Origin of the sequence: Rothia koreensis (assembly GCF_052232265.1) — a bacterium.
Taxonomy (GTDB): domain Bacteria; phylum Actinomycetota; class Actinomycetes; order Actinomycetales; family Micrococcaceae; genus Rothia; species Rothia koreensis.
This window is the reverse complement of record NZ_CP197643.1, coordinates 623,449-638,533: the sequence shown is the minus strand read 5'-3', so window position 1 is coordinate 638,533 and position 15,085 is coordinate 623,449. Positions and strand designations below refer to the sequence as shown.

Annotated in this window: 12 protein-coding genes; 8 read left to right on the top strand and 4 right to left on the bottom strand. The window is 66.9% G+C overall.

Annotated elements, in window-relative coordinates; genetic code table 11:
* Positions 1–119: 119 nt before the first annotated feature.
* Positions 120–1,394 carry an enolase C-terminal domain-like protein gene (locus tag ACTSLZ_RS02760; RefSeq protein ID WP_443095634.1) on the bottom strand — a complete coding sequence of 425 codons (1,275 nt, stop codon included), beginning with the start codon at positions 1,392–1,394 and terminating at the stop codon, positions 120–122.
* A gap of 388 nt (positions 1,395–1,782) precedes the next feature.
* Here ACTSLZ_RS02760 and ACTSLZ_RS02755 point away from each other — a divergent pair, with 388 nt between their 5' ends.
* A complete protein-coding gene (locus ACTSLZ_RS02755; RefSeq protein WP_443095633.1) occupies positions 1,783–2,478 on the top strand; it encodes a YoaK family protein in 696 nt (231 codons plus the stop codon).
* A 67-nt stretch (positions 2,479–2,545) separates the two neighbouring features.
* Here the strand turns inward: ACTSLZ_RS02755 and ACTSLZ_RS02750 are convergent, their stop codons facing one another.
* The gene (locus ACTSLZ_RS02750; RefSeq protein ID WP_129316399.1) at positions 2,546–3,901 is read right to left on the bottom strand and encodes a gluconate:H+ symporter; all 1,356 of its coding nucleotides are present in this window, start codon (positions 3,899–3,901) and stop codon (positions 2,546–2,548) included.
* A 173-nt stretch (positions 3,902–4,074) separates the two neighbouring features.
* On the opposite strand from ACTSLZ_RS02750, the gene ACTSLZ_RS02745 reads away from it, so the two are divergent.
* From ACTSLZ_RS02745 to ACTSLZ_RS02725, 5 genes are all read left to right on the top strand, one after another.
* Positions 4,075–4,968, top strand: a complete 894-nt coding sequence (locus ACTSLZ_RS02745) for a LysR family transcriptional regulator (protein WP_129316400.1) — start codon at positions 4,075–4,077, stop codon at positions 4,966–4,968.
* Positions 4,969–5,093: 125 nt separating this feature from the next.
* Positions 5,094–6,047, top strand: coding sequence for a 5-dehydro-4-deoxyglucarate dehydratase (gene kdgD / locus ACTSLZ_RS02740; protein ID WP_397555292.1), 954 nt, complete (start codon positions 5,094–5,096; stop codon positions 6,045–6,047).
* Positions 6,044–7,618, top strand: coding sequence for an aldehyde dehydrogenase (NADP(+)) (locus ACTSLZ_RS02735; protein ID WP_443095632.1), 1,575 nt, complete (start codon positions 6,044–6,046; stop codon positions 7,616–7,618). The genes kdgD and ACTSLZ_RS02735 overlap by 4 nt, the downstream gene beginning before the upstream one ends.
* A gap of 24 nt (positions 7,619–7,642) precedes the next feature.
* Complete coding sequence (locus ACTSLZ_RS02730) at positions 7,643–8,974, top strand: enolase C-terminal domain-like protein (RefSeq protein ID WP_129316403.1); 1,332 nt, start codon at positions 7,643–7,645, stop codon at positions 8,972–8,974.
* 9 nt (positions 8,975–8,983) lie between these two features.
* Positions 8,984–10,120, top strand: coding sequence for an L-talarate/galactarate dehydratase (locus ACTSLZ_RS02725; protein ID WP_443095631.1), 1,137 nt, complete (start codon positions 8,984–8,986; stop codon positions 10,118–10,120).
* Here ACTSLZ_RS02725 and ACTSLZ_RS02720 read toward each other — a convergent pair.
* Positions 10,113–11,432 (bottom strand): MFS transporter, encoded by a 1,320-nt coding sequence (locus ACTSLZ_RS02720; protein ID WP_443095630.1) that lies wholly within the window; start codon positions 11,430–11,432, stop codon positions 10,113–10,115. The genes ACTSLZ_RS02725 and ACTSLZ_RS02720 overlap by 8 nt on opposite strands.
* 72 nt (positions 11,433–11,504) lie before the next feature.
* Here ACTSLZ_RS02720 and ACTSLZ_RS02715 point away from each other — a divergent pair, with 72 nt between their 5' ends.
* Together ACTSLZ_RS02715 and ACTSLZ_RS02710 are read left to right on the top strand one after the other, a co-directional pair.
* Positions 11,505–12,410 (top strand): LysR family transcriptional regulator, encoded by a 906-nt coding sequence (locus ACTSLZ_RS02715; protein WP_129316406.1) that lies wholly within the window; start codon positions 11,505–11,507, stop codon positions 12,408–12,410.
* A gap of 176 nt (positions 12,411–12,586) precedes the next feature.
* A complete protein-coding gene (locus ACTSLZ_RS02710) occupies positions 12,587–13,594 on the top strand; it encodes a hypothetical protein (RefSeq protein WP_443095629.1) in 1,008 nt (335 codons plus the stop codon).
* 81 nt (positions 13,595–13,675) lie between these two features.
* On the opposite strand, the gene ACTSLZ_RS02705 is transcribed toward ACTSLZ_RS02710, so the two are convergent.
* A complete protein-coding gene (locus ACTSLZ_RS02705) occupies positions 13,676–14,746 on the bottom strand; it encodes a lipoate--protein ligase family protein (protein ID WP_129316408.1) in 1,071 nt (356 codons plus the stop codon).
* Positions 14,747–15,085 lie beyond the last annotated feature (339 nt).

The following is a 15,085-nucleotide window of genomic DNA, read 5'->3' as shown; positions in this document are numbered from 1 at the left end:
CCGATGTACCCAGGATATCGAACCACGGAGTCGGGGTCGCTCGACAGACATGGAGCCCTGTGCCCATCACCATGGCGCAACGTGGCGCACTTCATTCCGTGGGCGTCATACCCGCGGCTTCACCACCTGCCGAGGCTCGGGTCGAAGGCCGGATCGAACCGCCGCATGTACCCGGTGTCGTCGCGTTCGGTCATCCCCGAGGCCAAGTACTGTTCGTGCAGTCGTCGGAGCTTGTCGCGGTCGAGGGAGACGCCGAGCCCGGGCGACGTCGGGACCGCGACGGCGCCGGCGTCGAAGGAGAACGGCGAACCGGCCACGACGTCGTCCTCGGGGTCCTTCCATGGCCAGTGCGTGTCGCACGCGTAGTCGATATTGGGGGTCGCGCCCGCGGCGTGAAGCATCGCGGCCATGCTGATCCCCAGGTGGGAGTTGGAGTGCATGGACAGTCCCATGCCGAAGGTCTGAGCCACTCCAGCGAGGAGCTTGGTCTGCCCGAGCCCGCCCCAGAAGTGCGGGTCGGACAGGATCACGTCGACGGAGCCGCGTCGCACGGATTCTGGGAGCTGGTCGAAGGCCACGACCGCCATGTTCGTGGCCAGCGGCATCGGAACCCGCTGCCTCACGTCCGCCATGCCGTCCAGACCCGGCGAGGGGTCCTCGAGGTATTCGAGCTTGCCCTCGAGCCGTCGGCCGACCCGAACGGCCGTCTCGACCGACCACACGGCGTTGGGATCGAGCCGGATCGGCATCCCCGGGAACCGGTCCGCGAGCGCTTCCACGGCCTCCGCTTCCGCCTCGGGGGCGAGAACCCCTCCCTTGAGTTTGAGCGCGGTGAACCCGTACTCCTCGACCATGGTCTCGGCCTGGGCCAGGATCCCGGCAGCGTCGAGCGCCTCACCCCATCGGTCGGGTTCCGCGCCGGGGTGCCCCGCCCACTTGTAGAAAAGGTATCCGGTGAACGAGACCTCGTCCCTGGCCGGTCCTCCGAGGAGGGTGCTGACCGGAACGCCGTACTGCTGACCCTGGATATCGAGGGCCGCGACCTCGAACGGGGAGTACACGCGGTCCAGGGTCAAGGAGGCCGTGACCATCCCCGCCATTCCGTCGCCGCCCGATGTTCGGTCGTCCGTCAGTGCTCGCGCCACGGCCTGGCGCAGCGCATACAGGTTCTGCACGTCGAGCCCGCGCAAGGATTCCGCGGCCATCTTCAGCCGGGACACGTGGATCGAGGAGCCATAGGACTCCCCCAGCCCGACGACGCCGCCGGACGTTTCGACCTCGACGACGGAACGCAGCGCGTACGGTTCGTGCACGCCGACCGAATTCAGCAGGGGTGGGTCGGCGAAGGCGACCGGTGTGATTCTGATGTCCGCAATAGTGGTGGTGTCCGTCATGGCGTGCCTTTCTGATCGGGTGTTGCGTGGAGGCCTGTGTGTGGGGATTGCATCCGAGGGGCTGCGTGCCGGGGGTGTCCGGGCGGGGCTTCGTCACCCGTCGGCGTCGAACGGGGCGTGTCACGAAAGGACCAATAGCCGCCGAACCCTGGTGCTCCGACGTGCGGGACTGACAGGGTGAAAACCTCAGAGAAGCCGCATGTGCCCTGGCGTCCGCTTCCAGCGGGCCTCATACGCCGGACCGGCCCCGCCACAGCAAAGATTGTGAGGACCAGCCCTGAAGAACTCGACCAGCCCCATAGCAGCCCGTCTGACGAGAGCGTCGCGATATCCCCACGTGGTCTCCGGCCCGCACCGTCACCCGAAATCCGACCGCCATCTGGCCTATATGCTCGTCCTTCAAGCGGGGGCACTGAACGCCGTCGGCTTCACGGCCCTCGGAATCTATACCTCCCACATGAGTGGCATGGTGGCCGACATTGCCCAGCACACGATGCTCGCCAAATTCGACTCATTGCTCACCGGTGTGCTGGCCGTAGGTGCCTTCATCGCCGGAACCATGGCGAGCACGATCCTCTTTACCTGGGCGAAGAGACGAAGACTGGCGAGCAGGTATGCGAACGTCCTCGCCGTCGAAGGCCTTCTGGTCCTCGCCGTGGGTTTTCTCGCGGGCGACCTCGACCATGTGCGGGCGGATCTCATCCTCGTTCCGGCGCTCTGCTTCGCGATGGGGCTCCAGAATGCGCTCATCACGAAGATCCGGGACTTCCCCGTGCGCACGACCCACGTGACCGGGATGATCACCGATTTGGGCGTCGAGATCGGCAAATGGATCTACGGCGGAATCCCGCGAGGCGCCTCATCGGTTCGGATGGATCCGCACAAGGCCAAGGTCCTGGCCGTTCTGGTCCTGTTGTTCATGGTCGGCGGCTCCCTGGGGATCGTCGGTTTCTGGCTGTTCGACTTCCGCGCGCTCATGGTCGGCTCTCTTCTGATCCTTCTTCTGTCCGCCCCCACGAGCATTCGCGATCTGGCACGCGCCGGACTCCGGCCACGCCGCAGACCCGGCGGCACGGCAGCGTAAGGCTCCGCGCCGGCCCGGCCCGCCGGTCGACTCGAGACCCACGAGGTCACGGGCGCGGCAAGCCGGCTCAGATGACCAGGTTCATGACGAGCACGCCTCCCAGCCCGAGGACCGAGAGGACCGTGGTGTAGGTGGTGCGCGCCTTGAGGGTCTGGACGACCGACAGGTTGAAGTACTCCTTGAACATCCAGAACCCGGGGTCATTGACGTGGCTGACGGCGATCGAACCGCACGTGGTCGCCAGGACCATGAGCTCCGGGGAGATGCCGCTCGAACCGACGAGCGGGGCAGCGATGCCGGCCGCCGTCGTCACCGCGACGGACGCCGACCCCAGGGCGATGCGAAGGATCACGGCGGTCAGCCAGACCAGGATGATGGGGTGGATCGGCCACCCGGAGGTCATGTCCGCGATGTACTGGGCGATACCGGTCGAGACCAGGACCTCCTTGAAGCCGCCGCCGGCGGCGATCACCATGATGATCATGGCCATGGCGCGCGCCGAGTCGGCCATCGAGACGGCGAGTTCCGTGAGCGGTCGGCCGCTCAGGGGACCGAAGATGATGATCGCGACGATCAGGGACAGCAGCAACGCGATCGTCGGGGAACCGATGAAGGTCACCGCGTGCATCAGCGGCGTCCCCTCGGTACCGACCATGATGTAGATTTCGGCTCCGGCGATCAGCACCACGGGAAGCAGGGCGACGACGACGGACCGGAGCATGGTCGGCATCTCGTCCTCCGTGAAGGACTTCTCGGACACGAGCCCCCGGGGGATCTCCGGATCGATTTTCTTGACGAAGGACAGCCGCGGCCAAACCATCGCGATGATGGCACCGGCAGGGACGGCGATGAAGAGTCCGTAGAGCAGGGAGAGGCCGGGTGAGGCCTGGTAGATGCTCGCCGCCGCCGTCGGCCCCGGGTGCGGGGGAAGGAAGGAGTGCATCGTGGACAGGGCGATCGACATCGGCAAACCGACCCAGAGCAGGTTCGTGCGCGTCGCCCGGACCAGGGTGAAGACAATCGGGACCACGATCACGAAGGCCGCCTCGTAGAACATGGTCACGCCGATGAGCATGGCCGTGGCGATCATCGCCCACTGGACACGTTTCTCGCCGAGTGCCCCGACCACCTTGAGGGCGATCCGTTGCGCGGCCCCGGCGTCGCCCAGAATGCGGCCGATCATCGCGCCGATGCCGATCACCGCAAGGGTCTCTTCGAGCTGACCGCCCATTCCGCTGCCGATGATGTCCGGGATGTCGGAGACATCGGCGGGCTTGTCGTCCACCGTCAGAACACCCGACAGGGCACCCCACCCGGCCACGAGCACCGAGACGATCAGCAGCGCAACGAAACCGTTGAGCTTGTACTTGGTCATCAGGATCAGCAGCAATGCCACTGCGATGGCCACGATGAGTAAAGGCATCAGATTCTCCTTCGAACCCTGCCGTCCGGGCGTTGCCTCGGCGCAGGTCGGATGCGTCAGGTCGTGTTCTGGTTCACAGTGTGATTGAGCTTATGATTCATGTTTCAATATTGTCTAAGACTAGATTTGCATGAAGTAATACTTGAACCGCATCACTCGTTCTGGAGGAGCGCATGTTCACCCTCGATCAGCTCCGGTGTTTCGTCGCCGTTGCGGAGAACCTGCACTTCGGCCGGGCCGCCGAGGAACTCTCGATGACGCAGCCTCCCCTGAGCCGCCAGATCCAGAAGCTGGAGAAGAGCCTGGGAACCGAACTGGTTCGGCGCACCCACAGGAAGGTCGAGCTCACGGCGGCCGGCGCCACGTTCCTCGACCAGGCACGCCTGGTCCTCTCGCACGCGACCAGGGCCGGAGAATCGGCCGTCCAGGCATCGCGCGGCCTCCGCGGGCGGCTCAGTCTCGGATACACCGCCGCGGCCGGACTCACACTCCTGGGGCCGATCCTCACCCTGGCGAAGGAGCGCATGCCCGATGTCACGGTAGAGCTGCATCAGATGGTCACCTCGCGACAGCTCGAGGCCCTCGAGGACGGACGCATCAACGCCGGTCTCGGCCGCCTTTCGAGCGCCTCCGAGGACTTCCGGGCCGATCTGATCCACACCGAGGGTCTCGTCCTGGCCGCCCCGACGGGCCACGAGTTGCTTTCCGGACGCCATTTGCATCGCGAGGATGTTGCCGGGCATCCGCTGATCATGCACTCGGCGGACGGGGCGCGGTACTTCTACGACCTCGTCGTCCGGAACTTCTCGATCGACCACTCGGACGTCTCCCACTCCCTGAGCCAGATCACCACGATGATCAGCCTGGTGGCCGCCGGGCACGGCATCGCCCTGGTTCCGGAGTCCGCGACCAAGTTGAACTTCCCCGGCGTGGGCTACCGCCAGTTCGACGACCTGCGCCGCGACATCGTCGAACTCCAGCTCATCACCTCGGCGGACAACGCGACCCCCACGGCATCGCGATTGAAAGAGCTTCTGGACGCCGCCCCCGCCGAATGGGCGGGCTGACCTCCCAATAATGATACCCCTGATGCATCACTGGATGCGGAATTGCACTTGGACGAGCATGAGAGGCAGTTCATAGACTCCGAGAAGTCCCACTTCCAGACGCGCGAATCATTCGAGGAGTTCCCATGGCGCAGTTCTCACCCCACGAGTTGGCGGATCGTCTCAAGGACGGTTTGCTCTCTTTCCCAGCGACCGCGTTCGACGCCCAGGGCGAACTCGCCGAGACCACGTACCGGGACCACATCGAGTGGCAGTCGGGGTTCGACGTCGCCGGGCTCTTCGCCGCGGGCGGCACGGGTGAGGGTTTCAGCCTCACGCCCGAAGAGAATGCGCTGGTCACCGAGTGGGCCGTCGGCTCGACTCGGCCGGAGGTCCCGGTTCTCGGGTCGGCTTCCGGCTCCACGAAACAGGCTATCCGGTGCGCTCGGGCCGCCGAGCAGGCCGGGGCCGAAGGCATCCTTCTCCTCCCTCCGTACCTGACCGAATGCGATCAGGACGGGCTGCTCGAGCACGCCTCCGCCGTGTGCTCCGCGGTGAACATCGGCGTCATCGTCTACAACCGGGCCAACGCGATCTACTCGGCCGAAACCATTGCGCGACTGGCCGAGAAGCACCCCAACCTCGTCGGGTTCAAGGATGCCCTGGGCGACATCGAGCATCTGGCGCGCGTGACCGCGGTGAACGGGGACCGTCTCTTCTACCTCGGCGGGCTGCCGACGGCGGAGACTTATGCGCTCCCGCTGCTCCAGATGGGAGTCAGCACCTATTCGTCCGCGATGTTCAATTTCGTCCCGGACTTCGCGCTGGAGTTCTACGCCGACGTCCGACGCCTCGACCACGCGGCCGTCCAGGAGAAACTTCACAGGTTCGTCTTGCCCTATCTCGACATCCGGGACCGCGGCAAGGGCTACGGCGTCTCGATCATCAAGGCCGGCCTGCGCATCGTCGGACACGACTGCGGATCGGTCCGGCCCCCGTTGCACGACCTGCGCGAGCAGGACTACCACGACCTCGAACAGCTCGTCCGCGCGGCGAACGTTGCGGACGTTCCCACCACCCAGAAAGGGGAAACACGATGACCACCACTCTCAACGGACAGTCCTTGATCAACGGTGAATGGATCGAAGGGACCGAGGGAGACATCAGGGCTCTGGACCCGAGCACGGAGGAGAACCTCGATCCCGTGTTCACCCTCATCGGCCCGGACCAGCTCGACGACGCCACCCGGGCCGCCGAGCAGGCGTTCCCCGAATACAGCGCGACCGACCCCGAGGCGCGAGCGCGGTTCCTCGATCGCATCGCGGACAACCTCGAGGCACTCAGGGAGGACGTGGTCGATCGTGCCCGGCGGGAGACCGGCCTGACCGAGGCCCGTCTGAACGGCGAGCTGACGCGAACCGCAAACCAGTTGCGACTCTTCGCCGGAGTGGTCCGCTCGGGCTCGTTCCACAGGGTCCGGATCGACCCCGCGCAGCCTGACCGGAAACCGGCTCCGCGGGCAGACATCCGCCAGCGCATGGTTCCGCTGGGTCCCGTGGCCGTTTTCGGGGCCAGCAATTTCCCGCTGGCCTTCTCGACGGCCGGCGGTGACACGGCCTCCGCCCTCGCCGCGGGCTGCCCCGTGGTGTTCAAGGCCCACAACGCCCACCCGGGAACCGCGGAACTGGTCGCCCAGGCGATCCACGACGCCGTGACGCAGGAGGGCCTGCCCGGTGGCACGTTCTCGCTCGTCTACGGGCCCGGTGCGAAAATCGGCCAGAGGCTCGTGGCGGACCCCAGGATCACCGCCGTGGGCTTCACCGGATCCCGATCGGGCGGGCTGGCCATCGCGCGCACCGCCTTCGAGCGCCCCTCCCCCATCCCCGTCTACGCCGAGATGAGCTCGATCAACCCCGTGATCGTGCTCCCCGGGGCCCTGGGCTCGGCGACGTCCTCCCTTGCTGAAGCCTTCGTGGGTTCGGCGACGGGGTCATCGGGCCAGCTGTGCACCCAGCCCGGACTCGTCTTCGTGCCCGAAGGCCCCGAAGGGGACGAGTTCGTCTCCCGCGCGGTCGAGCACATCGACGCCTCGACCGGGCAGACGATGCTGACACCCTCGATCGCGAGCTCGTGGGCGTCGGGCGTGGAGAACTTGTCCGGTCAGGACGGCGTCGACGTCATCGCCCGCGGTTCGGCCGGAGAAGGGGCCAATGCCCCCGGTCCCGTGCTGTTCCGGACCGACGCCGAGACCTTCCTCGCGAACGGCGAGCTGCAGAAGGAGATCTTCGGCGCGGCGTCCCTGATCGTTCGTTACGCCGAACCGGCGAGCCTCGAGGAACTGGTCGCGGCACTCGAGGGCCAGTTGACGGTCACCGTCCAGGCCTCGCCCTCGGATCGGGACGACGTCGCCGCCCTGCGTCCGCGTCTCGAGCGGCTGGCCGGCCGGATCCTCTACGGAGGCTGGCCGACCGGCGTCGAGGTCGGACACGCGATGGTCCACGGCGGGCCGTTCCCGGCCACGAGCGATGCGCGCACGACGTCCGTCGGCACGTTGGCGATCGAAAGATTCCTGCGGCCCGTGGCATACCAGGACTTCCCCGAGGACCTTCTGCCTGCGCCGGTCTCGGACGCGAATCCGTGGTCGGTCGGCCAGTCGGTCGACGGCAAGTAGGCCCGAGGAAAGCGAGAACATGCCATGACGTCCGCATCCGTTCCCAGGATCGAACGCATCGAGGTCGTGCCGGTGGCCGGCCACGACTCGATGCTGCTCAACCTCTCCGGCGCCCACGCCCCGTTTTTCACCCGAAACATCGTGGTGATCACGGATGGCGAGGGTCGCACAGGGGTGGGTGAAGTCCCCGGTGGTGAGCCGATCCGATCGACGATCGAACAGGCCGCCGGCCTCCTGACCGGTCAACCGGTCACCCGTTACAAGTCCCTGCTGCGGCAGGTCTCTTCCCGTTTCGCCGGTCAGGACGTGGCCGGACGCGGGAACCAGACGTTCGACCAGCGCGTCACGATCCACGCCGTGACGGCCCTGGAATCGGCGCTGCTGGACCTCAACGGGCAGTTTCTCGGTGTTCCCGTCGCCGAGCTCCTGGGTGACGGGCAGCAGCGGGACAGCGTCCCCATGCTGGGGTATTTGTTCTACGTCGGCGACCCGGACAAGACCGACCTTCCGTACCTGCGGGAGCCCGGGGCCAGCGGATGGGACCGGCTGCGGCGGGAAGAAGCCGTGACCCCGGAGGCCGTCGTCGATCTTGCCAAGGCAGCCGCCGAAAAGTACGGGTTCAAGGACTTCAAGCTCAAGGGCGGCGCGCTGCCCGGCGAGGCGGAGGTCGAGACCGTCAAGGCGTTGAGCAAGGAGTTCCCGGACGCCCGCATCACCCTCGATCCGAACGGCGGCTGGTTGCTCGACGACGCGATCAGGTACGGGCGCGAGATGGCCCCGTACATCGCGTACGCCGAGGACCCCTGCGGCGCCGAAGGCAGGTTCTCCGGGCGCGAGGTCATGGCCGAATTCCGCCGGGCCACCGGCCTGCGGACGGCGACCAACATGATCGCCACGGACTGGCGGGAGATGGCCCACGCGATCCGGGAGGCCTCCGTGGACATTCCGCTGGCCGATCCGCATTTCTGGACGATGTGCGGATCCACCCGCGTCGCCCAGCTCTGCCACGACTTCGGGCTCACGTGGGGTTCGCATTCGAACAATCACTTCGACATCTCCCTCGCGATGTTCACGCAGGTCGGTGCCGCGGCCCCGGGCAGCATCACGGCCCTCGACACCCACTGGATCTGGCAGGACGGTCAGCACCTGACCACCCGCCCCTTCGAGATCCGGGAGGGACAGATCGACGTCCCGCAGACGCCCGGTCTGGGCGTGGAGATCGACCGGGACCGACTCGAGGAAGCCCACCAGCTGTACCTCGACCACGGACTCGGGACGCGCGACGACGCCGCGGCCATGCAGTACCTCGTGCCCGGGTGGACCTTCGATCCCAAGCGTCCGGCACTCGACCGATAGGAAACCATCATGACCACCACGACTCGGGACTCGATCCGACACGTCGCCCTCTCGAGCGCGCGGCTTCCGCTCTCGGTCCCCATCTCCGACGCCAAGGTCTTCACCGGCCGCCAGAAGCCCATGACGGAGGTGGTGTTCCTCTTCGCGGAGATCACGACCGAGCAGGGCTTCGAGGGAGTCGGGTTCAGTTATTCGAAGCGGGCCGGCGGCCCGGCCCAGTACGCCCACGCCAAGGAGATCGGCGAGGGTTTGTTGGGCGAGGACCCCAATGACATCGCCCGGATAGGCACCAAACTCGTCTGGGCGGGCGCATCGGTGGGGCGTTCCGGCGTCGCGACCCAGGCCATTGCCGCGATCGACCTGGCTCTCCACGATCTCAAGGCGAAGCGTGCGGGGCTCCCCCTCGCCAAGCTACTGGGCGCCCATCGCGACTCGGTGCGGACGTACAACACCTCGGGAGGTTTCCTGAACGCCTCGATCGAGGAGGTCAAGGACCGTGCGAGCCAGTCGATCGAGGAAGGAATCGGCGGGATCAAGATCAAGGTCGGTCTTCCCGATTCGGCCGAGGATCTGCGCAGGGTCGCGGCGGTTCGCGACCACATCGGTCCGGACGTTCCCCTCATGGTGGACGCCAATCAGCAGTGGGACAGGGCGACGGCACTGCGCATGGGTCGGCGTCTCGAGGAATTCGACCTGACGTGGATCGAGGAGCCGCTGGACGCCTACGACGTCGAAGGCCACGCGGATCTGGCCCGCTCACTGGACACCCCGATTGCGACGGGCGAGATGCTCGCCTCCGTGGCCGAGCACGAGCGGCTCATCGACAACCGCGCGTGCGACATCATCCAGCCCGATTGCCCGAGGGTCGGCGGCGTGACCCAGTTCCAGAGGCTCCTGGCCTTGGCCGATCAGGCGGGACTGGATCTCGCGCCGCATTTCGCGATGGAGATCCACCTCCACCTGGCCGCGACGTATCCGAGGGAACCGTGGGTCGAGCACTTCGACTGGTTGGATCCCCTGTTCAACGAGCGCCTGGAGACCAAGGACGGACGGATGATCGTTCCCGACCGTCCCGGCCTGGGCGTGACTCTGAGCGACCAGGCACGAGCCTGGACCACCGACTCGGTCGAATTCGGGGTCAGGTAGCAGCGAGTTCGGACGTGGCGGCGTCGTGCCTTCGGGCGCGACGCCGCCTTGTCCATACCAAAGCGATGCCGCCCGACGCCGCGACGCTCGCCAGCGCCGCGACGGCGCTCATCCAGGACACCGCGGTCTCCATGGACCACCAGGAGGTCAGCACGCCGACGGCAATCGCCGGGACCCCGGCACCGAGGTAGAACACCAGATACAGCGAGGCGTTGACCCCTCCCCGGGATTCCGCCGGGGTGACGCCGTCGAGCATCGCCGTCGCGCCTCCGTAGGCCAGACCGTGCCCCGCGCCCGCGAACACCGCGGATCCGAGAACGACGTCGATGCTTCCGCCTCCGTCGAGGGCCAGAACCGCCAGACTCGCACCGATCAGCCCGAGACCGAGAATCTGCATCCGGATCGGGGAGATGCCCACGATCAGGGGCTGGGTCGCCATCGAGAACAGGAGCATCGCACCCAGGACGCTCCCCGTCATCGCGGTCGTGGCGTCCGGGAGGGTCCGTTCGAGAACGGTCGGGATCGTGGCCAGGAAGATCCCGGCCCCGGTCCAGGAGAGGAAGCCGGTGGTCGCGGCCGCCAGGAACAGGTGCCGGATCTTTCGCGGGACGCGCGGTGCGGTCGGGCGCCACGTGCGCAACGAGGCGGCGCCGACGCGCGGGAGCCCCAGAACCAGGACCCAGCACACGACCAGGAGCCCCAGGTGCACGAGATAGGGCAGCGCCCCCGGCAGCGGAGCCCATTCGGCCAGGACTCCGGCGAAGAACGGGCCGGCCGCGGTGCCGGCAACGAAGGCCGAGCTCGCAAGGACAGAGGCCCAGATCTTGTACTTGTTCGCGTGCGCTGCCGACGTCTCGATCACGCACGCGGTCGCAGGGCCGGTCACGGCGCCAAGGGCCAGACCGTGGAAGGCGCGGCCCAGGAACAGCGAGAACGTGCTTCCCGCCCGCAGGAAGCACAACGATCCCGCCCCGGAGAGAACGATGCTGGCCAGGAGCACCTTCCGACGGCCCAGGACGTCGGAGGCCGGGCCGAAGAGGAGCAGCGCGGGGATGCTGACCAGCGCGAACGTAGCGTAGATCAAGATCATGGTCAGGTCGCTGAACCCCAGCTGTGCCTGGTACCCGGGATAGAGCGGGGACGGGATGTAGGCCCCAGCGGTCAGGACGATGAGCAGTGCGACGCCGGTGGCCACCTGCCCCCTGGTCGTGGTCACGTGCTCGGTCCGAGCGCCCCGAGCGGGCACTGCGAGACTCCGACGCCGACGGACGGCAGGCTTGCCTGATGGGGAAAGCACACGATGATTCAGCATGCTTCCACTATCGAACGCCGGACTGCTGAATAAAAGCAAACGTTTTTTGACGCTACCTTGTATGTTTTTTGTATGATCGATGCGCGTTTGAGAGTCCTGCAATTGTTGGCCCACCACGGAACGGTGACCGCCGTGGCCAAGGCCATGAACTACACGCCATCGGCCGTTTCTCACCAATTGCGCCAGCTCTCGGAGGAACTCGGCGTGACGCTCCTGGCCCAGGTGGGGCGAGGCGTCCGGCTCACGAGCGCGGCCCACACCGTTTTGCGCCACGCGGCCGTGATGTTCGCCCAGGAGGAGCGAGCCCGGGCCGAACTCGCCGCCGACCCCGAACACGTCACCGGCTCGTTCACGATGTGCGGATTCTCCACGGCCGCAACCCGGCTCCTGCCCCAGGCCGCCGCCCACTTGCGCGAGAACTTCCCGGAGACCACGGTCCGGGTCATCGAGGCCGAACCCTCGCGCTGCTTCGACCTGTTGCTCTCGGAGGACGCGGACCTGGCCCTGTACACGGCGACGTCGATGACCCCGTCCTCCTCCGATCCGCGTTTCGACCAGGTGTACCTGGCCGACGACCCCCTCGAACTGGTGGTTCCCCGGGACCACCCCCTCGCCCGCAAGCCGTCGGTGCGTCTCGCCGAGGCGGCCGACGAGCCGTGGATCGTCGGCCGCCCGGACAGCGCCTATTACCAGCTCGTGATGGCAGCTTGCCTGGGCGCAGGCTTCTCGCCGAACGTCGCGCACCAGGGCGACGAATGGGAAACGGGAACGGCTCTGGTGGCCCACGGCTTCGGCGTCTTTCTGGTGCCGCAATTGGCCAGGCTCCATGAGGACTGGCCGGTGGCACGCATCCCGCTCCACGGGGATCCGACGCCGAGCCGCCGGATCTTCAGTGCGACGCGCCGCGGGGCCCGCGACCACCGCTTGGTCCGGGCCGCGTTGGACGCCCTTCCCGTCTCCCTGCTCCACGATCGCTGACGATCCATCGGTCTGCCCGGCTTGTTCGGCACCGACCTACCGCCCATGGGCCCACCGCGGCACGGCGGGCCCATGAGAGAGGTGAGGCCGTGACCATACCGCGACTGTTTGCTTCAGAATTGAGGCCAAAACTTAACCTGCCGCGGCGTCTGCTTCAGTAGCGTCCGAAGTGTTCGATGAATCACCACCACTTCACGGATCGGAGACCCGCGATGATGACGAACACGAATATCCGGACATGCGCCGCACTCGGGGCCGCAGGAGCTTTGGCACTCGGCTCACTGTCCTTGGCGGCACCCGCACAGGCCGAAGGCACTGACGGTTCGAGCCTGTGCAACCGGCAGGTTCCGGGCAACCCGGACGCACCCCAGACCCACGCCGACGCCTGGCTCGAGGAGCACGGCACGGCGCCCCGGGCCTACGACATGTGGCGCGGAGCCGGCGGCCAGCCCAAACTGGTCCAGCAGAATCAGGGTTCGACCGACTACAAGCTGACGATCCCCGGCACGGGCACGGAGCAGAAGCCCGCACCCGACGGGAAGTACCAGGTCAAGATCGGCAACGGCCTGTGCGGCGAAAACATGCTCGTCGAGTCGAAGGGCGGGATCCTGGACCTCTCCGGTGCCGAATCCTTCGACCAGTTGCCCGGCAACCTCATGGTCCAAGTTCCGGGTCGGGTTGCCGACGACGAGACCGACCCCGAGAACCCCGCCTACGTGAGCCCCGAAACCGGGGAGCCCTCGGACGAGCCCAGCCTGAGGATCGGGGCCACCTACTCACCGGCCGAGAACACCCTCGCGGTGATGCCCACCCAGGAAGAGGTTTCCTGGGGTTATCCGAACGGTGTTCCGGCCATGCGGGCGGGAAGTTTCGACTCCATGACCATCAACCCGCAGAGCACCCTCCCCCTCTCGGAGGACGGTGACTACCAGGTGGACGTGACGTACCGAGATGCCCCCACGGGCAAGGGCGAAACGATAAACCTGGACGCCCAGATCACCAAGGACGAGCACGGGCAGCTGCAGATCGAAAGCAAGGACTTCAAGACCTTGCCGACTGGTCGCTATGCCCTGCTCATCCACGATGTGCAGAACCGCACGGGCCAACAGGTCTTCTTCAGCGTCGCGGATCCGGACATGTACCCGGATGATCCCGAGCTCCACCTGTACGGCGATCCCTGGTGATCGTTGCGGATCGGCTGACGTGACGCATCGGCGTCGAGATCGGGCCGCGGTCGATTGTCGGATCGACCGTGGCCCGGCCCGTCACGGGACGCGGTGGGTCCATTCCTCGGTGCCGAATTTTTCGTCGACGAGCCGGCGTCCCGCCTCGAGGTCGGCCTCGGACAGCTCGGCCCACGTCGCACCCGTGCGCGCCTCGAAGGTGCGCCCCATCGTGGCGATGATCCCCTCCCGGCTCTCACCGGTCTGACGGCGCAGCGGGTCCACACGCTTCTTCGCGCTGCGAATCCCCTTGTCCGAGATCTTGGCCTGGCCGATACGGAGGACGTCGGTCATCTTGTCCGCATCGATGTCGTAGGACATGGTCACGTGGTGGAGGATCGCACCGCTGACTCGCTTCTGGGCGGCGCCCCCGATTTTCCCGCCCGAGGACGTGATGTCGTTGATCGGTTTGTACCAGGCGTTGACCCCCAGTTCGCCGAGGGCCTGGAGCACCCACTGGTCGAGAAACACGTACGACTGTTCGTAGCTCAGCCCCGCGACCAGCGAAGCGGGGGCATACATCGAGTAGGTCACGCAGTTGCCGCCCTCCATGAACATCGCCCCGCCGCCGGAGATGCGCCGGACGACGTCGATCCCGTGCCGCTCGACGCCCTCGGGCTGCAATTCGTTCATGTAGGACTGGAACGAGCCGATCACGGTGGCCTTGTCCTCCCAGTCCCAGAATCGGAGCGTCGGCCCCCGGCGACCCGCCGCGACCTCCTCCAGCAGGTACTGGTCCAGGGCCACGTTGAGACTGGTCGGAAGGGGGCCGGGGCGCAGGATGCTCCAGTCGAAGTCGCCGAAGTCCTTCGCGCCCGTGATGGCCCGCCGAACCACGAGGGCGACGTCGCCCGTCGAGAACCCGTGCAGGTCCAGCTCGTCGCCGAAGGTCGCGAGCGCCGCATCGAGGCGTGCGGTAAGAGCCGCGCCGTCGTCGGCGATCGAGGACCCCACCAGGGCGGGCGCGAGCTCGAAGAACGCCTCCTCGGGCTCCAGGAAGAAGTCCCCCGAGATCGTCGCGTTCGTGATCCGGTCACCCTCGACGACGACGTCCGCGACCACGAGCTTGCCCCCGGCCACCTTGTGTTCTGCGTGGAATGTCTGCTCAGCCATGACTACAGCCTACGCACGGCCACGACCCCGCCACCATGCCGGGGGCGCGAGGGGGGCGGGGCGGGCGCGGGTCGGGTTGATGGGCTCGGGGCGGGCTGGTGGTGGATCGAGGGGCTCGGGGGTCGAGGGTCGGGGCGGGCGCGGGTCGAGGGGCTCGGGGCGCAGCTAGAGACGCCTACGACCCCGCGTTGGGTGGCGATTACCCAATTCGGTGGTGGTTGTCCCCTCGACGGTTGTCCACTTCAGTGGTTGCCCGTAACGGTTCGGTGGCGGTTACCCAATTCGGTGGTGGTTGTCCCCTCGACGGTTGCCCATTTCGGTGGGTGCCCGATTCTGTTC